Source organism: Chryseobacterium sp. L12 (assembly GCF_056133985.1).
Map to the genome: position 1 here is coordinate 319,029 of NZ_JBVYOF010000001.1, position 19,293 is coordinate 338,321.

A 19,293-nucleotide genomic window follows, 5' to 3' on the forward strand; every position below is an offset into this window, starting at 1 on the left:
ATGGGATTTAATTTTAATAGTAAAGTAGGTCATAGTGTTTTATCTTTTATACAAGGGTACAATCATGAAAAATATTGGAAACGAAGAAGTAAAGTAGTAGATCCAAATTATAAAAACATCTTTTTAAAGTTGTATTATTTATATTATATAAAAAAGATTGATAGTAAATTCAATTGCTCATTTGGAACAAATTATAACTCAGGATCGAAGTTCAAAACCCCTCCTCATTTGCCACATGGTCCTAAGAATATTATTATTGGGCATGATCTTACAATAGGTGAGAATTCGATAATATTTCATGGTGTAACATTAGCTCATGGAGGTAGTCATATAGGTAATAGTGTTATGTTTTCAACTGGTTCGGTTTTATTGCCTGGATATAATGTTGGTAGCAATGCAAAAATAGGCGCAAATGCAATTGTTGTTGAAGATATTCCAGAAAATGCTACTGTAGTACTTCAAAAACCTAAAATTATTTTAAAAAATTAATAATTTATGTACAAAATTTTTTTTAAAAGATTTGTTGATTTCATTACAGCATTTTTAGGATTGCTAATATTAAGTCCTATTTTTATTATCGTAACCATTGCTTTGTATTTTGCAAATGATGGTAAACCTTTCTTTTTTCAGGAGCGTCCAGGATTAAATGAAAAAATATTTAATATTATTAAGTTCAAGACCATGAATGATAAAAAAGATCCTTATGGTAATTTGCTTTCTGATGCGGAAAGACTTACTCCAATAGGAGCTTTTGTCAGAAAAACATCTTTAGATGAGCTTCCACAATTAATTAATGTCTTAAAAGGTGACATGAGCTTGATTGGTCCCAGACCTCTTTTAATAAAATATCTCAATTTTTACACAAAAGAAGAAAAAATGCGTCATTTAGTAAGACCAGGTATTACGGGTTGGGCTCAAGTGAATGGTCGAAATACAGTTGAATGGGACACAAGACTTAAATATGATACTGATTATGTAAAGAATATTTCTTTATCATTTGATATAAAAATTTTTTTATTAACACTCAAGAACGTGGTTAAATCAAAAAATATAGTAGTAGATCCCAGATCAATAATGAAAGATTTAGATGATGAACGAAAGCATAATTAGAATTAAAAATACGGCTGCTGATATTCAATTACTCAGCTCATATTTAAAAGAGATGTATAAGGATACCAAATGGAATGATTGCCTAATTTATTTTGATCCTAACTATATTAACTACCTGAAAAAAATTATTGATCTAGACAGTAATCTATTTTATTGGCTGCAGTTTGAAAATGAAACTGTTGGTTTTATGCACTTAATTGCTAGAGAAAATGAGCTTTATCTTAACAATATTTTTTTATTGAAATCTTTCCAAGGCAAGAAGTTAGCGCAGAAATTTTTATACGCAGTAATAAAATTGTGCAATAAAGAAATGTTTACGCTTAATGTTTTTCAATCAAATGATATAGCATTGAAATGGTATAAAAAGTTAGGAATGAAAATTTTAGAGAATACATTTTTCTATGAAGTAAAAAATTCTGATGTTTATTCTGAAGATTACGTTACTAAAAAAGATGACGCGGGCTTTACAAGTATTTTTATTAATGATAACAAGATTGCAACAGTAATTAATGGTAAATCCGTTATGCTTCATGATGCGAATCTAATGTTCAATTTTAAAAAATATGATATTGTTCTGACTAGAAGTGACCAAAAGTTAACAAATAATGCGTTATCATTTTGGGATGTAAGTCATAAAATGCTGGTCTCAACTTCAACTATATTACAAAATTTGAAATAAATAAGAATATGTTATTTGAAAATATAGAACTCAATAATTTTAAAAATCTTGAATTTTATCAAAAGCCATTTTATCTGAGAATGGAAGCGGAAAAAATAGGTGGAATAGCATTGTACTATAAATATGAAAGTGAAAATGCAACATTTGTTATTCCCGTCATTAAAAGACTGATTGAGAAAGATTATTATGATTTAATCAGTCCATATGGTTATTCAGGTTTTCTTAGTAATAATGATTCTCCAGAATTTATTATGGAGGGTATACATCATTTCGACAATTACTGTAAAGCTAATAATATTATAACATCTTTTATAAGATTACATCCTTTTAATAATTATATTTTTTTAGAGAATAAGAGAATAGCTCAAGTTTTGCATGGGCGCGTAATATTTTTTTCTTTAAATCAAAATTATGATGAATTATATAGTTTCTATTCTTCAAATCATAAAAGAGGAATTAAGAAACTCCAAAAAAGAGGATTTAATATCAAGCAGGGTGATGTTTCAGATATAAGAGAATTTATCACAATTTATAACCATACGATGGAAAGGTTAGATGCTAAAGAATTTTATTTTTTTGAAGAAGATTATTATGTTGCGCTGATGAAAAATGAAAAATGCAAATTATTATTTGTAGAATCGCCAGACCAAAAGTTATGTGCAGCAGCATTCTTTGTGATAAGCTCTGAAATTATCCAATATCATTTAGGAGGAACCTTAACAGAATTTCTTCAAGATGCGCCTATAAAATTACTTTTTGATTTTATAATAAATTCTCATTCAAATAGTAATATGAAATTTAATTTAGGTGGAGGTCTTGGAGGTAGTGAAGACAATTTATATAAATTTAAAGAAGGATTTTCTAACGAAAAAATAAAATTTTCTACCCTTAGAATTGTTCACAATCAAGATGTTTATAATAATTTAACTTCTAACTTTGATAAAGAAGATAGAAAAAATATTTCAGAATTTTTTCCGCTTTATAGAAAAAAATGACATATCTAAAATGGTTAAAAATTATAATCGTTTTTTTATTTTTGGTTAATACATACAGTAATCTTAATAATTATGCAAAACAAAATATGGCTTTCCTCTCCACACATGGGCGGAAACGAACAAAAATATGTAAACGAAGCTTTTGAAGCCAATTGGGTAGCGCCTTTAGGTCCTAATGTAGATGGTTTTGAAAAAGATTTGGAAACCTTTTTAAACGAAGATGTAAAAGTTGCGGCTCTTTCTGCCGGTACTGCTGCGCTGCATTTAGCTTTAATTGAATGTGATGTAAAGCATGGCGATGAGGTGATTTGCCAGTCTATGACATTTTCAGCTTCTGCCAATCCGATAGCTTACTGTGGAGCAACTCCCGTTTTCATTGACTCCGAAAAAGATACCTGGAATATGTGTCCGGTTGCTTTAAAAGAAGCTGTGGAAGACAGAATTTCTAAGGGGAAAAAGCCAAAAGCGATTATCGTTGTTCATTTGTATGGTATGCCTGCAAAGATGGATGAGATTTTAAAAATTGCTTCGGAATATGAAATTCCTGTAATTGAAGATGCTGCCGAAGCTTTAGGTTCTACTTATAAGGGCAAAGCCTGCGGAACTTTTGGACGTTTTGGAATTTTATCGTTTAACGGAAATAAGATCATCACTACTTCGGGTGGAGGAGCATTGGTTTGCCATACTCAGGAAGATAAAGATAAAGCGGTTTTTCTTTCGACGCAGGCGAGAGAAAATGCCCCTCATTATCAGCATTCTCATATTGGTTATAATTATCGTATGAGTAATATTGTAGCAGGAATCGGTCGTGGACAAATGGAAGTTTTGAATGATAGAGTAGAAGCACGCAGAAAAATGCACGATTTCTATGTTGAAATATTCAATGACATCAATGGTGTTGAGGTGTTTTCAGAACCAACTGCTGATTATTTTTCTAATCATTGGTTATCTGCTATTGTAGTAAATCCTGAAATTACCGGGAAGAATCGTGAAGATTTAAGATTAGCTTTTCTTGAGGACAATATTGAATCTCGCCCTTTATGGAAGCCGATGCATTTGCAGCCTGTTTTTGCGGATGCACCGTATTATGGAACGGATATTTCCGAAAATCTGTTCAATGACGGTCTATGTTTGCCTTCCGGATCAAATCTTACAGATGAAGACCGTGAAAGAATTAGAACAATGATTAATAATTTTTTTAATAAATAAAGATTCTTTTTTGTTGATAAATTTTTAAAAACGGCTCTTAAAAGTATAAACCAATTATACCATAATTTCGACTAAAGCGGGGCAGTGATCAGAATGCACTGCCTCTTTTAAAATAACAGCACGGGATAACTGATCTTTCAGTGAATACGAAGTGAAGTTATAATCTAAACGCCATCCTTTGTTTTTAGCTCTGGAATTCTGTCGATAACTCCACCAGGTATAATTATCCGGTTCAGCGTTAAAATATCTGAAACTGTCGATCAGTTCACATTCATCAATAAATCGAGTCATCCACTCACGTTCCATCGGTAAAAATCCGGATACATTTTTAAGACGCACAGGATCATGAATGTCTATTGCCTGATGACAGATATTAAAATCTCCTGAAATAATGAGATTAGGGATAGTCTTCTTTAGATTTTTAATATAATCTGAAAAATCATAGCAGAACTGCATTTTAAAATCCAGTCTTTCTATATTGGAAGCAGACGGAACGTATACTGAAATAACCGAAAAACCTTCAAAGTCAGCACGGATTATTCTTCCTTCATTGTCATAACTTTCTATACCGCAGCCATATTCTACGTGACTGGGTTTTATTTTTGAAGCAATCCCCACTCCGCTGTAGCCTTTCCTTACTGCGGAATGCCAATAACTGTGATAGCCTGCTTTTTCAAGGCTTTCGATGTCAATCTGGTCGGTTCCTGCTTTACTTTCCTGAATACAGATAATATCCGGATCAGCAGTTTTCAGCCAGTTTAAAAAATCTTTGGTAAATGCAGCACGTATTCCGTTGACGTTGTAGGTAATTAATCTCATAATTCAAAAATATAAAAATTCGGGCGGAAAGTTTAAGTTTTCCGCCCGAATCAGTTTAAATTTAGATCAGCAATTAAAGCTAAAATTCATGCCGGATTATTTTGGTTCCAGAATACTGATCGGAATAATGCATTCCTCCAGAGAAATTCCGCCGTGCTGATATGTTTCTTTATAGTAATTTACAAAATGATTGTAATTTTTGGGATAAGCAAGGAAGATGTTATTTTTAGCAAAAATATATTTTGAACTTAGATTTCCTTTAGGTAAAAATAACTTTTCAGGATTTGTTATTGCCCAAACATCGCTTTCGTCATAGGTTAAGCTTTTTCCGGTTTTATAGCGGATGTTGGTTGAGGTTTCTCTGTCGCCTACAACCCGGCTTGGTTTTTTGACATAAACAGTTCCGTGATCGGTCGTAATGACCAGTTTAAATCCGTTTTCAGCTGCGGTTTTGATGATTTTTACCAATGAAGAATTTTCAAACCAGTTCATAGTCAGGGATCTGAATGTTTTATCGTCCCGAATAAGCTGGTCTACAATGTGATTATCGGTTTTTGCATGAGACAGAATATCAATAAAATTGTACACAATTACCAGAAGATCATTGTTTTTGTGCTGATTAAAATCTTCATAAATCTTTTTTTCAAAATCGGCATTCAATACTTTCAGGTATTTCATAGATTTGGAATTAAGACCGACTCTTTTCATCTGATCTTCAAGAAAATCACGCTCAAATTCGTTTTTATTTCCTTCCTCATTATCATTAAACCATTTGTCCGGAAAACGCTTCTCAATTTCTGAAGGCAGAAGACCTGCAAAGAAAGAATTTCTCGCATACTGAGTCGCTGTAGGCAAAATACTGTAATAATAATCTTCCGAAATCTTGTTGTAAAATTTTGTGAAAAGCGGTTCAATTACTTTCCATTGATCGTAGCGGAGATTATCAATCATTAAAAGAAGAACTTTATCTTTTTCAACCTCCGGCTTTATCTTATCTTTAAAAAGAGTGTGGCTCATCATCGGTTTTTCCGAGCCTTTCAGCCATTCTTCATAATTGTTTTCGATAAATTTGGCAAACTGAATGTTGGCTTCTTCTTTTTGTGACTGCAAAAGGTCTGCAAATTCATTATCGGTTACTTTATCGAATTTCAGTTCCCAATTGATGATTTTTTTGTAATAATCTGCCCATTCCTGGTACGTTTGGAGATACGAAAGTTCCATAGAAAGGTTCCTGAATTCCTGCTGATACTGCAAAATAGTTTTCTGTTCTACCAGATTATCTTCCTGAAGATTTTTTTTCAGCGACAGCAGTATCTGATTGGGATTCACCGGTTTTAGGATATAATCGGCAATCTGTGAACCGATGGCTTCTTCCATAATGTGCTCTTCTTCACTTTTGGTAACCATTACGATTTTTAGCGAGCTGTCTATTTGTTTAATCATCGGAATAGCTTCCAGTCCCGAAATTCCGGGCATATTTTCGTCGATTAATGTTAACGCAAATTTTTCAGATTCAATAAGTTCTAAAGCTTCATTTACATTGTTAACAGGCGTTACCTGATAACCTTTTTTTTCAAGAAAAACGATATGCGGTTTCAGCAAATCTATTTCATCATCAATCCATAATATTTTATCTGACATACAAGTTTTATTTTTTGTTGAGTAATGGCATCAAAATTACGACCAATTACTTTTAATTTCTCACAAAATGCTCTGCTAAAAAGTTAAATCTTAGTTAAAAGAATTTTGATCATTAATTAAAATGCAATTTTTATATGAAGATATGATAAATATTGTAATCTTAAAGGATGCAAATTAAATTGTAGTAATAATAATATTCACCATGGCTGTTTTTAGCTTTAAAAGGTTAATTTTGCATACTTCATCCTAATTTCTATGCAGAACAAGCTTAAAATCATCAACGATCCTGTACATGGCTTTATAAAAATTCCTCACGAAATTCTTTTTGATGTAATTGAGCATCCGTATTTCCAAAGATTAAGGAGAATTTCACAAACAGGTCTTCTTAACCTTATTTTTCCGGGAGCAACACATACAAGATTTCATCATGCGATTGGAGCCATGCATCTTATGTTTACTGCTTTAGAGACTTTAAAGCAAAAAGGAGTAAAAATTTCAGAAGATGAAGAAAAAGGAGCCATGTTGGCGATTTTAATGCACGACATTGGACATGGTCCTTTTTCACATGCATTAGAAAGTATGCTCATGGATGACTGGCATCATGAAAATCTTTCTTTGTTGTTGATGAACAGGCTGAATGATGAATTTGAAGGACAGCTGTCGGTCGCAATTCAGATGTTTCAGGGCAAATATCACAGGAAATTTTTCAATCAGTTAATTAGCTCTCAACTGGATGTTGACAGATTAGATTATCTGAACCGAGACAGCTTTTTTACCGGTGTTTCTGAAGGAAATATTAATACCCAAAGAATTATTTCCATGATGAATGTCTGTGAAGATGAGCTGGTAATTGATGCAAAAGGAGTTTATTCCATTGAAAATTTTTTAACAGCGAGAATGTTTATGTATTGGCAGGTTTACTATCATAAGACATCAGCTTTGGCCGAATTTATTTTGGTGAAAATTTTAGAAAGAGCTAAATATTTAACTTCCCAGGGAATAGATCTGCCTTCAACGGAAAATTTGAGATATTTTCTGAACAGAGGTAAATCTGCAGCTACAGAAGAAGATATTCTGCGTTTTACTGAGCTGGATGATAATGACATTATTCAGGCTATGAAACTATGGCAGACTGCAGATGATTTTATTTTGTCTTACTGGTGCAGATGTGTGGTCAAGAGAAATCTTCCCAAAACAATTATTTCTTCTAGGCCATTTGAACAGGATTTTATTAATGAAAAAATAAAAATCAGCAACGAATTTTTCGGAATTGATAATGCACGAGAATTGGTGAATGAAATACAAAGAGAACTCAGACCTTATAATACAGAAAAACAGCCTATTTATCTCTTGCAGAAAAGCGGTAAAATCATCAAGCTGAACGAGTCGGAAGATCAGCTTTTATCAGGGTTGATTATGAATAAAACCAAGAGATATATTCTAGCTTTTCCGAGAATATAATTTGTTTTTTCATAAATATTCTTAAAAACGACCTGCCGTAAATTAAAAAAATGTTTGCGAATTACAGAATTTCTTATCTTTGCAGAATATGGAATTTACAGCTTCGCAGATTGCAAGTTTTATTGATGGAAAAATTATAGGTGATGCGAACTCACTTATAACGGGCGTTTCTCCTATTGAGAGCGGTGAAAAAGGGCATCTTTCGTTTATTGCTCAGGATCGTTTTGCTCATCATCTCGAAACTTCAAAATGTTCTGTTCTTATCGTAAGTGAGAAACTCATTACCAAAAGTCAGTACAATTCAACTATTATTTCGGTAAAAGATGCTTATCTTTCTTTTCAGATTCTGATGAATCTTTATCAGGAAATGCAGGGGAGGAGAGAAGGTATTGAAGATGGCTCTTCTATTCATGATACTGCCGTTATTGGCGAGAAAGTTTATATTGGCGCATTTACTTATGTTTCTCAAAAAGCTAAAATTGGTGACGGAACTCAGATTTTCCCACAAGTTTACATTGGAAAAGGTGTTAAAATAGGAAAAAACTGTAAAATTGACAGTGGAGCAAGGATATATGATTACTGCATCATTGGTGACAATTGTGTTATACATTCCAACACGGTGATTGGTGGTGATGGTTTTGGTTTTCAGCCAACTCCGGAAGGCTTTCAGAAAATTCCTCAACTGGGTAATGTAATCATTGAAGATAATGTTGAAATTGGTTCTAACTGCAGTATCGACCGTGCAACAATAGGATCCACAGTGATTGGTAAAGGAACCAAAATAGATAATTTAATACAGATTGCTCACAACGTAAAAATAGGAGCCAATAATGTAATTGCAGCTCAGGCAGGAATCGCAGGTTCTACAACCATCGGTGACTGGAATCAGATTGGAGGACAGGTGGGAATCGTGGGACACATCAAAATCGGAAATCAGGTGAAAATTCAGGCGCAGAGCGGTGTAAACTCCAGTGTGAATGACAGAGAAACAATGTACGGATCACCTGCGATCAGCTATAATGATTATCTGAGAAGCTATGTGCATTTCAGAAATCTTCCGGAAATTGTAAAAAGAATAAATAATCTTGAGAATAACTCAAAAGATAAAACTAATGAGTGATATGCAAAAAACCCTTCAGGAAGAGGTTTCTCTTTCTGGAATAGGTCTTCATACGGGTAAAGAAGTAAAACTAACCATTAAGCCTGCTAAAGAAAATACAGGTTTTGTTTTTGTAAGAACAGATCTGGAAGGACATCCGCAGGTTGAAGCAGACGTAAACTACGTTGTAGCTACAGAAAGAGGAACTACTCTTGAAAAACTGGGCGTAAAAATCAATACCTGCGAACATCTTTTAGCAGCTTTGGTAGGCTGTGATATAGATAATGCAATTCTGGAAATGAATGCTTCTGAGCCACCTATTTTAGATGGTTCATCAAAGTTTTTTGTAGAAGCTGTTGAAAGCGTTGGTGTTGTAGAACAAAATACCGCAAGAGAATACCTTGTAGTAAAAGAAGTTCTCAGCTACAGTGATCCTGCTACAGGTTCAGAAATAACCATCATTCCTTCAGATACTTATGAAGTAACTACAATGGTTGATTTCGGAACTAAAGTTTTGGGAACTCAAAATGCTACTCTGAAAAATATTTGTGAATTTAAAGAAGAAATTTCCTCAGCAAGAACATTCAGCTTCCTGCACGAACTGGAAATGCTTTTGGATCATGGACTAATCAAAGGCGGAGATATATCGAATGCTATTGTTTATGTGGACAAAGATCTCACTCCTGAAACTACAGAAAAACTTAAAAAAGCCTTCGGAAAAGATAATGTTTCTATCAGACCGAACGGAATTTTAGATAATTTGACTTTAAATTATCCTAACGAAGCGGCAAGACACAAGTTACTTGATGTGATTGGTGATTTAGCTTTGGCAGGAGTGAAAATTAAAGGAAAAGTAATTGCCAACAAGCCGGGACATTTTGTCAATACACAGTTTGCAAAAAAACTAAACCGACAGTGGAAATTACAGAAAAAGAAAAACGTTCCGGATTTTGATTTAACAAAAGAACCGGTTTTTGACATCAACGGTATTATGAAATTAATGCCGCACCGTTATCCGTTTTTGTTGATTGATAAGGTTTTAGAACTTTCAGATTCTCACGTTGTAGGATTAAAAAATGTAACTTTTAATGAGCCTTTTTTCATCGGGCATTTTCCGAAAGAGCCTGTAATGCCGGGAGTTTTGCAGGTGGAAGCATTGGCACAGACAGGAGGTATTCTTGTTTTGGCAAGCGTTCCGGATCCGGAAAACTATTCAACTTATTTCATTAAAATTGATAAGGTGAAATTCAAAAGAAAAGTAGTTCCGGGTGATACAATGATTTTTAAAATTGAACTGATGGAACCTATCAGAAGAGGTATTGTTCACATGCAGGGTTACGGATACGTAGGAGATACAGTTGCGGTGGAGGCCGAATTAATGGCTCAGGTTGCAAAAAATAAAATTGATTAAATGATTCATCAGTTAGCAGCCGTTGATAAGCGTGCAAAAATCAGCAAAAACGTAGTTGTAGAACCTTTTACAACCATTGCAGGTGATGTGGAAATAGGTGAGGGAACCTGGATAGGATCGAATGTAACCATCATGGATGGAGCGAGAATAGGCAAAAACTGCAGGATTTTTCCGGGAACCGTAATTTCAGCAATTCCTCAGGATTTAAAATTTGACGGAGAAGATACACAGACGATAATTGGTGACGAAACCACCATCAGAGAATGTGTAACGGTAAACAGAGGGACAAAAGCTTTGGGCTTTACAAAAATAGGTGCCAATTGTTTAATTATGGCAACATCCCATATTGCTCACGATTGCGTGATTGGTGATAATGTCATCATTGTAAATGGATGCGGTATTGCAGGTCATGTAGAAATTGGTGATTATACGGTAATGGGAGGTTTATCTGCGGTACATCAGTTCGGCAAAATTGGTAAACACGTCATGATTTCCGGAGGAACTTTGGTAAGAAAAGACATTCCGCCTTATGTGAAAGTTGCAAGAGAACCTATGTCGTATGCAGGAATCAATTCGGTAGGATTAAGAAGAAGAGGATTTTCCAATGAGAAAATTTTCGAAATCCAGAAAATCTACAGAGCCATATTCCAGATGAAAATGAATGTTTCTCAGGCAGTTTCATATATCGAAAAGGAAATGCTGCCTACTGCTGAAAGAGACGAAATTCTTCAGTTTATCCAAAATTCGCCGAGAGGTATTGTAAAAGGATACGGAACAGGTAAAGAGTAATACTTTTCACTAATTCTTGAGAATCCCAATCAAAAAAAAGGAAATATAATATTAAACATACATCATCGGATTTGAGCCAAAAACTTTAACCCGAAACTTTTAAACAAAAAATAATGGCAACAAGTAACGATATCAGAAAAGGTCTTTGTATAGAATACAGCAATGATATTTTTAAAGTAATCGAATTTCTTCACGTAAAACCAGGTAAAGGACCTGCTTTCGTAAGAACTAAACTAAAATCAGTAACCAACGGTAAAGTAATCGACAACACGTTTTCTGCAGGTCATAAGATTGACGAAGTGAAAGTAATCACAAGAAAATTCCAATATCTTTATGATGATGAGAATGGTTTTCACTTTATGAATAATGAAGATTTTTCGCAATTATATCTAAACAAAGAGATGATTGAAAATTCAAACCTGATGAAAGCAGGCGAAGAAGTTACCATTATCCTTAAGGAGGCAGATGAAACGCCGCTTTCTGCTGAATTACCACAATCTGTTTATTTGGAAGTTGTGGAAGCAGATCCGGGTGTGAAAGGGAATACAGCAACCAATGCATTGAAAAACGCTATCGTTGAGACAGGAGCAAGAGTAATGGTTCCTTTATTCATCGAGCCGGGAGACAAAATCAAAGTAAGTACAGAAGACGGTTCTTATTTGGAAAGAGTGAAGTAAGCATCTTACAATATCGTGAAGCTGGAAGCTAATAGCTTTCAGCTTTCATTTTTTTATGGCAGCTTTTTCCGTCCTCCGTTCCCGCTTTTTTGCCTCCGCTTCGCTCCGGCAAAAAGAGCTCCACTCAGGCCGGGCTGCAAAGTCAAACAGCAAAGAACCATGTTAAGTTCAAACCTTAATATGGTTGATTTAACTAAACATCATTTTTAAGAATATGACGTTTCATCATCCACAAAATCTTAAAACGATTGCTGATCTTATTGGAGCAAAATTTATTGGCTCAGAAGATTTTGAAGTTTTAGGAACCAACGAAATTCACAGAGTAAAACCCGGCGAAATTGTTTTCGTCAATCATCCAAAGTATTACGATAAAGCACTAAATTCTGCTGCAACTATAATTCTTATTGATAAAGAAGTAGAATGTCCGGGAGGAAAAGCTCTTCTGATTTCTGATGACCCTTTCAGAGATTTCAATATGATCAATACCCATTTTACCAGAATTTCAAACTTCACAGAAGAACTGCACGACGTAGAAATAGGAGAAGGTACAAAAATTCATTCTTCTGCAGTAATTGGAAATAACGTAAAAATTGGGAAGAATACCCTTATCTTTCCGAATGTAGTAATTGGCGACAGAACGGTAATTGGTGATAATGTGGTCATTCAATCCAATACAGTTTTAGGTGGTGATGCATTTTATTACAGAAAACTCAACGGGAACTTCGATCGTTTAATCTCCGTAGGAAACGTAATTATTGAAAATAATGTAGAAATAGGAAATGGCTGTACCATTGACAGAGGCGTTACAGATTCTACCATTATCGGAGAAGGTTCTGTTTTAGATAATCAGATTCAGATTGGTCATGATACGGTGATTGGCAAAAGATGTTTGATTGCTTCGCAGGTTGGTGTAGCAGGGTGTTGTATTATCGGTGATGAGGTTACTTTGTGGGGACAAGTTGGTATTGCATCAGGCAACCATATCGAAAGTGGTTCTGTACTTTTGGGCAAAACAGGAGTCAACCGTGATCTGAAAAAAGGAACTTATATCGGGATGTTTGCAGAAGATTTTAAAACGTATCTGAAAAAAGAAGTTAAGCTGAGGAATCTTGGGTAAACTAATTGCTCATATTTATTTATAATCAAAGAAAAATAAGTAAATTTGTGAGCGTTAATAAATCAGAAAAAATAAATTAAAACAACAATAAAATGTCAATTTTAGTAAACAAAGATTCTAAAGTAATTGTACAGGGATTTACAGGTAACGAAGGTACTTTCCATGCTGGTCAGATGATTGAGTACGGAACCAACGTAGTAGGTGGTGTTACTCCTGGTAAAGGAGGAAGCGAGCATTTAGGTAAGCCGGTATTCAACACCGTAGCAGATGCTGTTGAAAAAGCAGGAGCCAACGTGAGTATTATTTTCGTTCCGCCTGCATTTGCTGCAGATGCTATTATGGAAGCTGCTGAGGCAGGTATCAAAGTTATTGTATGTATTACTGAAGGTATTCCTGTTGCAGATATGGTTAAAGTAAAATCTTATATCGCTGATAAAGATTGTAGATTAATCGGTCCTAACTGCCCTGGTATTATTACTTCTGGAGAAGCTAAAATTGGTATTATGCCTGGTTTCGTTTTCAAAAAAGGAAAAGTAGGAATCGTTTCAAAATCAGGAACTTTAACGTATGAAGCTGCAGATCAGGTGGTAAAAGCCGGTTACGGTGTTTCTACAGCTATCGGAATTGGTGGTGACCCGATTATCGGAACTACAACGAGAGAAGCTTTAGAATTATTTATCAACGATCCTGAGACTGAAGCAGTTGTAATGATTGGAGAAATTGGTGGTGGTCTTGAGGCTGAAGCTGCGAGATGGTATAAGGCGAGTGGTTCTACAAAACCTGTTGTAGGTTTTATCGCAGGACAAACTGCTCCTAAAGGAAGAACGATGGGACACGCTGGTGCAATTGTTGGAGGTGCAGAAGATACAGCACAGGCTAAAATGGAAATCATGAGAGAAAATGGTATCAATGTAGTAGATTCCCCTGCTGATATTGGTGCAACTGTTGCAAGAATCTTAGGTTAATTTTAAGCATTGATGATATGAAAAAAATTTTATTAACCACAGCATTGGCATTATCTGTTTCCTCATTTGCTCAGATTGATCTGAGAGGAACAAGATTTGGTCTTACTGCAGGTGGGAACTATTCCAGAGTAAAAAATGCACACAATCCTTCAGGTGCCCGCTTTGCTTTTCAGGGTGGTGTTTTGGCGCTTATTCCATTGGGAAGTGATGACCAGTTCTACATTCAGCCCGAAGTAGTCTATTATGGTGCCGGAGAATCAGGAAAAGACAAAGACGCAAAAGGTTCTAAAGGTTATAACGCAATGTATGCGAACAATTATATCAGTGTTCCGGTATCTTTTAAAGGATACTTTTCTGAAGCAGAATCTGAGTTTTTCGGATTAATTGGTCCAAGATTCAATTTCTTGATTGATCAGAAGGTGACTAACGAATCTCGTGAAATTTACAGAACAGATCAGTTGGGTAAAGCAAAGTCCTTTAACTTTGCAATTGGTGCAGGAATAGGATATAGCTATAAAAGACAACTTGAATTGGCTTTAAAATATGATTTTGGTTTATCAAATACTTATCCTCAGCTTGATGAAAGTAAACTCGATCCAAATTCATCAAAAAAGAAATCTGAGCAGGTTTTAAGTTTAAGCCTAAGCTATATTTTCGAATAGATTTTTTTCAGTCAGAAAAAATATAATCCCAAACCTGTAAAGTTTGGGATTTTTTTATGAAGTTGTTTAAAGTAACTTAAAAATTCACTTTGTTGAAATTCCTTTGGAGTTTTATCTGTGTAGAAATAATGTTCAAAACCATTCTGCGCTCCGTAGGAACTCTATTTATAAGTATTGAATTTGGATATTTTTATTGCAATCCTTCGCGCTTGACTTAATTGCTATTATCTTTACACAGGCTCTGCTCCTAAAGAAGTATTTATGATTATTCTTTTTACTTTAAACAAAGTTCGCTATAAATAATTCTTATAAGCATAAAAAAAGCCTTTAAAATTTTTAAAGGCTAAGTATTTTACTTTTTATTAATATCTCAACATTTCCTCAATCTTACTGCTCAACTTTTCAGAATTTGGAAGCATTTCTTTTTCTAAAACTAAGTTAATAGGAACAGCAGGAGTATCCAGAGAACCCATTGTTTCAACCGGAGCATCAAGATATTTAAAGCAGTTCTTGGAAATTCTGTGTGCAAAAGCTTCAGCAAAAGAATTATTTAACTGTTCTTCTGTTAAAACGATGCATTTTCCGTGAGCTTTTACTCTTTCAAAAACCAATTCTTCATCCAGAGGAATTAATGTTCTCAGATCAATTACTTCAATTCTTCCGTTAAAGTTTTTCGCCGCTTCTTTAGCCCAGTAAACTCCCATTCCGTAAGTTACAACTAGCAGAGTTCTGCCTTTTTCAGTCTCATTTTTATCCGCTTCAATGATTACTTTTCCTTTCCCGAATGGCAAAATATAATCTTCAGCTGGCTCAATAGTTTTGGCATCTTCGGTTCCGGGAACTTTACTCCAGTAAAGACCTTTATGCTCCAGCATTACGACTGGATTAGGGTCATAATATGCAGCTTTCAGTAGTCCTTTAAAATCTGCTGCGTTACTTGGATAAGCAATTTTAATTCCTTTAATATTGGCTAAGATACTTTCAACGCTACCGCTATGATAAGGACCTCCTCCTCCGTAAGCTCCGATAGGAACCCGGATGATATTACTTACAGGGAATTTCCCCTGGCTCAAATAGCTGGATTTTGAGATTTCTGTAATCAGCTGATTGATACCCGGATAAATATAATCTGCAAACTGTACTTCAACGATAGGCTTTAATCCAACAGCGCTCATTCCGGTTGTGGAACCAATAATATACGCTTCCTGAATGGCGGTGTTGAAAACTCTTTTACTTCCGAATTTTTTTCCTAACGTTACAGTTTCACGAAAAACCCCGCCAATTCTTTCACCAACATCCTGTCCGTACAACAAAGCTTCGGGATGCTTCCACATCAATTCCTGAATAGCGTGAATAGCGGCATCAACCATTACAATTTTTTCTCCGCCTTCCGGTTCACGGGTTCCCACTTCTTCGGTAATCGGTGTTGGAGCAAAAACATGATTCATTACCGTTTCAGGTTTCGGATCTTCTGCTTTTTGAGCTCTGTCAAAAGCTTCTTCTGCTTCCAGACGGGCTTTTTTAGTCATTTGTTTTAAAAGATCTTCATCTACACCACTTTCCAGAAGATATTTTCTTAAAATTTCCCCGGGATCTTTTGCTCTGTGTTTCACAAGATCTTCTTCATCTCTGTAAAATTCTCTTCTTACTCCGGAAGTATGATGCCCTATTAAAACAGTTTTAGCACAAACAACTAAAGGTTTTCTCTCAGTTCGTACAAAATCGACTGCCTTTTTCATGACTTCAAAACTTTCTACGAAGTCAGTTCCGTCAACCCGCATTCTTCCTAGTCCTTCAAAACCTGCCACAAAATCGTAGGCATCACAGGTTCTCGCTTCTTCTTTAGTTACTGAAATTCCCCATTCGTTATCCTGCACAAGGAAAATTATCGGAAGCTGGTGTAATGCAGAAAACTGAAGTGCTTCACTCACTTCACCTTCTGTTACAGAATTGTCTCCAAGACTGCATATTACAACCGGATTATTTTCAAATTGTTTCAGATTAAAATCCTGAATGTATTTTATCCCTTGTGCAACTCCGGCTGTAGGAATTGTCTGCATACCTGTTGCTGAACTTTGGTGGATAATTTTTGGCTTATTTTCATCCCTGCTTGATGGGTGGGAATAATAAGACCTTCCTCCGGAAAATGGGTCGTCAGCTTTTGCTAATAATTGCAGCATAAGCTGATATGGTTCAAAACCAATGCCTAAAAGAATACTTTCATCACGATAATAAGGGGATACCCAATCTTCTTTTTTTAGTTGATAAGCAGTTGCCAGCTGAATAGCCTCATGGCCTCTGGATGTACTGTGAACATACTTACACACATTTCTGTTTTCTTCATAAATGTCTGCCATTGCCTTAGCAAGCATCATATGATTGTAAGCTTTAAGTAAAATATCCTGTGAAACTTTTTCGTGAAGTGTATTTTCCATAGATAGCAAAGATAGATAAAAAACAAAATACTAACAAGTGTTAGTATTGAGCAAAAGATCGGATACCCTTATCTTGCTTACAGATATTTTGTGGTTTTTAAGCGAGTAAAAAAGCTTTTAAGCAAACCAGCTATTTAGACAAACAAGAATTTATTTATCTTTGCACCAGTAAAATTATGACAATACAAAGAGCACATATCAGTTTAAATCTATGCGATCGCCCTGTAGTAAAGGGATCGTTTGGATATGAATGGATGATATCTTATGAGGCGAAATGTGCTTGCTTTGAAAATTATTTACTGTAAACTCGTAAAAATTTAACCAAAATACTGCAGAAACGCCTCGATCATTGAGGCGTTTTTTGTGTTTTAGGGCAGAAATTATTTAGAATGAAAAAAAATAACCATAAAAGTGAAAAATATTTAATCAACAATGAACAATTAATAAGAAAATAAAGCGTGATCAGTAACCCGATGAGAGACAGTCATTTAGGTATTTAAGACATCTGCGAGACATTGCGGACAGAAATTCTCTATGTTGAAAAGTAGGTTTAATTAATTGATTTTCAAACAGTTAATTGAAAAATAAATTTGTGAATTTAAAAAAATCATCTTTACTTTGCAACCGAAAATTAAAAGCAACACGTTTTTAATCATTCAGAAAAACATTTTTAAAATAGCAAGAATATAATGAGACAATTACATAACATATCTAATCAGTATTCAATACAACACGGACAAAAACCCATGGGGAAAGGATATGCTTGTATTAATCTTCTTGATAGTGAATTTGTGGGAAAAAGGTGCTTATATACATGGGTCAGCTAATGAACTGACACGTCCAGAAATATAAAGCGCCTCCCGAAAAGAGGCGCTTTTTTTTTATGGTATATGGTTTCTCTAGCTTATTTGGTAAAGCGTCAGTTTGTGGCACCGGAGAACAGGGTTCGATCCCCGGAGATACCCAAAAATGTGAATAATCAATAGTGAATTTTATTTCATAAGTAAATTAAAAATTGACAAACAAAGCGAATTGATAATTGCCTATTCACAAATTAAAAACAATCTCATAGCTCAAATGGTTAGAGCACCGGTCTTTTAAACCGGGGGTTGAAAGTTCAAATCTTTCTGGGATTACACAAGGTTCCGTAGCTCAATTGGATAGAGCATGGGTTTTCTAAACCCAGGGTTACAGGTTCGAATCCTGTCGGAATCACAAAAAAGGTCTATTGAGGTAATGGTTAACCTTCCCGACTGTCTCTCGGGCACTGCGAGTTCGATTCTCGCATAGACCGCAAAGATTCACGGAAAACTTCTGCTCCGGCTGTCTCCCGGAAAAGAAAATGAAAGTGAATCTGCAAAACTGGAAAGATAACGGTGGTTGTTTACCCGCCTTGGACGCGGGAGGTCGCAGGTTCGAACCCTGCTTTCCAGACAGTTTGCTCCATTAGCATAGAGGTTAGTGCATTCGGCTTTCTACCGAACGACAAGGGTTCGATTCCCTTATGGAGTGCAAAAAAGTGAATAGTCAATGGTGAATTTACTTCGTAAGCAAATTTAAAAAATGGATGAGCAAAGCGAATTGACAATTGGTTATTCACCAAATTAAAAACGATTTCGTAGCTCAATGGGTTAGAGTATCGGTTTCATAAGCCGAAGGTTGAAGGTTCGAGTCCTTCCGAAATTACAGAAAAGTGAATAGTCAGTGGTGAATTTACTTCGTAAGTGAATTTTAAATTGACAAGCAAAGCAGATTGATAACTGACTATTCACAATTCAAACTAAGTTAATTGTTTCAAAGAGAAAAAAGAAAAGGCTTGTCGAGAGCAGAAGATCTTTAGCCAAAAACACGATATTATATAGATAGGCTTTTTCTTAACTCATTTTGAAGCGCGATAATGAAAGTTTTAAACATAATATAAATTTTAGATCAGATAAAGTTTGTCAAAGCGCAGAAGTTCTTACATCAAACAAAAATTAAGACAGGCTTTATTTTTTAATGAAAATTTAAATAAAAAAGAATAATCAGAATATTGGGAAATTACTCATTACCCATTACTGATTACTCATAAAAACGATGGTTCGCCGAAGTGGAAGAGTCGGGGCGGTCTGCAAAACCGTTGCGTAAGCTGAGTGGGTTTGAATCCCATAACCATCTCAAATAACTAAAATGAGATTAGTTCCGAAGAAAGAAAAAGTTTGTCGAGCGCAGAAGTTCTTACATC

16 protein-coding genes and 7 tRNA genes are annotated in these 19,293 nt (G+C 35.0%); 20 read left to right on the top strand and 3 right to left on the bottom strand.

Annotation, left to right across the window (positions count from 1 at the left end):
* The 5 genes from AC0NBN_RS01525 to AC0NBN_RS01545 all read left to right on the top strand — a co-directional run bounded on the left by AC0NBN_RS01525 (position 1) and on the right by AC0NBN_RS01545 (position 3,993).
* Positions 1-489, top strand: coding sequence for an LbetaH domain-containing protein (locus AC0NBN_RS01525; RefSeq protein WP_160811477.1), 489 nt, complete (start codon positions 1-3; stop codon positions 487-489).
* 6 nt (positions 490-495) lie between these two features.
* Positions 496-1,110: a sugar transferase gene (locus AC0NBN_RS01530; protein ID WP_160811476.1), complete on the top strand. Its 615-nt coding sequence runs from the start codon at positions 496-498 to the stop codon at positions 1,108-1,110.
* Complete coding sequence (locus AC0NBN_RS01535; protein WP_160811475.1) at positions 1,088-1,789, top strand: GNAT family N-acetyltransferase; 702 nt, start codon at positions 1,088-1,090, stop codon at positions 1,787-1,789. Before AC0NBN_RS01530 ends, AC0NBN_RS01535 begins: the two co-directional genes overlap by 23 nt.
* Before the next feature lie 8 nt (positions 1,790-1,797).
* A complete protein-coding gene (locus tag AC0NBN_RS01540) occupies positions 1,798-2,784 on the top strand; it encodes a peptidoglycan bridge formation glycyltransferase FemA/FemB family protein (protein ID WP_160811474.1) in 987 nt (328 codons plus the stop codon).
* A 72-nt stretch (positions 2,785-2,856) separates the two neighbouring features.
* A complete protein-coding gene (locus AC0NBN_RS01545) occupies positions 2,857-3,993 on the top strand; it encodes an aminotransferase class I/II-fold pyridoxal phosphate-dependent enzyme (protein ID WP_160811473.1) in 1,137 nt (378 codons plus the stop codon).
* Positions 3,994-4,047: 54 nt separating this feature from the next.
* On the opposite strand, the gene AC0NBN_RS01550 is transcribed toward AC0NBN_RS01545, so the two are convergent.
* Entirely contained in the window at positions 4,048-4,812 is a 765-nt protein-coding gene (locus AC0NBN_RS01550) for an exodeoxyribonuclease III (RefSeq protein WP_143883973.1), read from the bottom strand.
* Between the two features lie 96 nt (positions 4,813-4,908).
* On the bottom strand, positions 4,909-6,453 hold the full coding sequence (gene porX, locus AC0NBN_RS01555; RefSeq protein ID WP_160811472.1) for a T9SS response regulator signal transducer PorX: 1,545 nt from the start codon (positions 6,451-6,453) through the stop codon (positions 4,909-4,911).
* A gap of 255 nt (positions 6,454-6,708) precedes the next feature.
* Between porX and AC0NBN_RS01560 the strand changes: the two genes are divergently transcribed.
* The 8 genes from AC0NBN_RS01560 to AC0NBN_RS01595 all read left to right on the top strand — a co-directional run bounded on the left by AC0NBN_RS01560 (position 6,709) and on the right by AC0NBN_RS01595 (position 14,634).
* A complete protein-coding gene (locus AC0NBN_RS01560) occupies positions 6,709-7,914 on the top strand; it encodes an HD domain-containing protein (protein WP_160811471.1) in 1,206 nt (401 codons plus the stop codon).
* Between the two features lie 88 nt (positions 7,915-8,002).
* Positions 8,003-9,034 carry a UDP-3-O-(3-hydroxymyristoyl)glucosamine N-acyltransferase gene (lpxD, locus tag AC0NBN_RS01565; protein ID WP_143883970.1) on the top strand — a complete coding sequence of 344 codons (1,032 nt, stop codon included), beginning with the start codon at positions 8,003-8,005 and terminating at the stop codon, positions 9,032-9,034.
* Positions 9,027-10,424: a bifunctional UDP-3-O-[3-hydroxymyristoyl] N-acetylglucosamine deacetylase/3-hydroxyacyl-ACP dehydratase gene (locus AC0NBN_RS01570; protein WP_160811470.1), complete on the top strand. Its 1,398-nt coding sequence runs from the start codon at positions 9,027-9,029 to the stop codon at positions 10,422-10,424. The genes lpxD and AC0NBN_RS01570 overlap by 8 nt, the downstream gene beginning before the upstream one ends.
* Positions 10,425-11,213, top strand: a complete 789-nt coding sequence (gene lpxA, locus AC0NBN_RS01575) for an acyl-ACP--UDP-N-acetylglucosamine O-acyltransferase (RefSeq protein ID WP_089743099.1) — start codon at positions 10,425-10,427, stop codon at positions 11,211-11,213.
* Positions 11,214-11,326: 113 nt separating this feature from the next.
* Complete coding sequence (gene efp / locus AC0NBN_RS01580; RefSeq protein ID WP_143883968.1) at positions 11,327-11,890, top strand: elongation factor P; 564 nt, start codon at positions 11,327-11,329, stop codon at positions 11,888-11,890.
* Positions 11,891-12,104: 214 nt separating this feature from the next.
* Positions 12,105-13,007, top strand: coding sequence for an LpxD N-terminal domain-containing protein (locus AC0NBN_RS01585; RefSeq protein WP_160811469.1), 903 nt, complete (start codon positions 12,105-12,107; stop codon positions 13,005-13,007).
* Between the two features lie 92 nt (positions 13,008-13,099).
* Positions 13,100-13,972, top strand: coding sequence for a succinate--CoA ligase subunit alpha (sucD, locus tag AC0NBN_RS01590; RefSeq protein WP_160811468.1), 873 nt, complete (start codon positions 13,100-13,102; stop codon positions 13,970-13,972).
* A 17-nt stretch (positions 13,973-13,989) separates the two neighbouring features.
* Positions 13,990-14,634, top strand: coding sequence for a porin family protein (locus AC0NBN_RS01595; protein WP_160811467.1), 645 nt, complete (start codon positions 13,990-13,992; stop codon positions 14,632-14,634).
* A gap of 362 nt (positions 14,635-14,996) precedes the next feature.
* Here AC0NBN_RS01595 and AC0NBN_RS01600 read toward each other — a convergent pair whose 3' ends face one another.
* Entirely contained in the window at positions 14,997-17,069 is a 2,073-nt protein-coding gene (locus AC0NBN_RS01600) for an alpha-ketoacid dehydrogenase subunit alpha/beta (protein WP_160811466.1), read from the bottom strand.
* A gap of 1,062 nt (positions 17,070-18,131) precedes the next feature.
* Between AC0NBN_RS01600 and AC0NBN_RS01605 the strand changes: the two genes are divergently transcribed.
* From AC0NBN_RS01605 to AC0NBN_RS01635, 7 genes are all read left to right on the top strand, one after another.
* Positions 18,132-18,205 (top strand) — tRNA-Lys (locus AC0NBN_RS01605).
* 5 nt (positions 18,206-18,210) lie between these two features.
* Positions 18,211-18,284, top strand: a tRNA-Arg gene (locus tag AC0NBN_RS01610).
* Positions 18,285-18,291: 7 nt separating this feature from the next.
* Positions 18,292-18,363, top strand: a tRNA-Asp gene (locus tag AC0NBN_RS01615).
* Positions 18,364-18,431: 68 nt separating this feature from the next.
* A tRNA-Pro gene (locus AC0NBN_RS01620) sits at positions 18,432-18,503 on the top strand.
* A 6-nt stretch (positions 18,504-18,509) separates the two neighbouring features.
* Positions 18,510-18,581: transfer RNA gene (locus tag AC0NBN_RS01625), tRNA-Glu, on the top strand.
* Positions 18,582-18,681: 100 nt separating this feature from the next.
* Positions 18,682-18,755, top strand: a tRNA-Met gene (locus AC0NBN_RS01630).
* A 389-nt stretch (positions 18,756-19,144) separates the two neighbouring features.
* Positions 19,145-19,226, top strand: a tRNA-Cys gene (locus tag AC0NBN_RS01635).
* The last annotated feature ends 67 nt before the right edge of the window (positions 19,227-19,293 follow it).

Bases quoted from the DNA above. Each gene is read 5' to 3' on its own strand.
- lpxA (WP_089743099.1), top strand. From the start codon at position 10,425: ATGATTCATCAGTTAGCAGCCGTTGATAAGCGTGCAAAAATCAGCAAA.
- AC0NBN_RS01595 (WP_160811467.1), top strand. From the start codon at position 13,990: ATGAAAAAAATTTTATTAACCACAGCATTGGCATTATCTGTTTCCTCA.
- lpxD (WP_143883970.1), top strand. From the start codon at position 8,003: ATGGAATTTACAGCTTCGCAGATTGCAAGTTTTATTGATGGAAAAATT.
- AC0NBN_RS01600 (WP_160811466.1), bottom strand. From the start codon at position 17,069: ATGGAAAATACACTTCACGAAAAAGTTTCACAGGATATTTTACTTAAA.
- AC0NBN_RS01540 (WP_160811474.1), top strand. From the start codon at position 1,798: ATGTTATTTGAAAATATAGAACTCAATAATTTTAAAAATCTTGAATTT.
- efp (WP_143883968.1), top strand. From the start codon at position 11,327: ATGGCAACAAGTAACGATATCAGAAAAGGTCTTTGTATAGAATACAGC.
- AC0NBN_RS01545 (WP_160811473.1), top strand. From the start codon at position 2,857: ATGCAAAACAAAATATGGCTTTCCTCTCCACACATGGGCGGAAACGAA.
- AC0NBN_RS01550 (WP_143883973.1), bottom strand. From the start codon at position 4,812: ATGAGATTAATTACCTACAACGTCAACGGAATACGTGCTGCATTTACC.
- AC0NBN_RS01525 (WP_160811477.1), top strand. From the start codon at position 1: ATGGGATTTAATTTTAATAGTAAAGTAGGTCATAGTGTTTTATCTTTT.
- AC0NBN_RS01560 (WP_160811471.1), top strand. From the start codon at position 6,709: ATGCAGAACAAGCTTAAAATCATCAACGATCCTGTACATGGCTTTATA.
- AC0NBN_RS01570 (WP_160811470.1), top strand. From the start codon at position 9,027: ATGAGTGATATGCAAAAAACCCTTCAGGAAGAGGTTTCTCTTTCTGGA.
- AC0NBN_RS01535 (WP_160811475.1), top strand. From the start codon at position 1,088: ATGATGAACGAAAGCATAATTAGAATTAAAAATACGGCTGCTGATATT.
- sucD (WP_160811468.1), top strand. From the start codon at position 13,100: ATGTCAATTTTAGTAAACAAAGATTCTAAAGTAATTGTACAGGGATTT.
- AC0NBN_RS01530 (WP_160811476.1), top strand. From the start codon at position 496: ATGTACAAAATTTTTTTTAAAAGATTTGTTGATTTCATTACAGCATTT.
- AC0NBN_RS01585 (WP_160811469.1), top strand. From the start codon at position 12,105: ATGACGTTTCATCATCCACAAAATCTTAAAACGATTGCTGATCTTATT.
- porX (WP_160811472.1), bottom strand. From the start codon at position 6,453: ATGTCAGATAAAATATTATGGATTGATGATGAAATAGATTTGCTGAAA.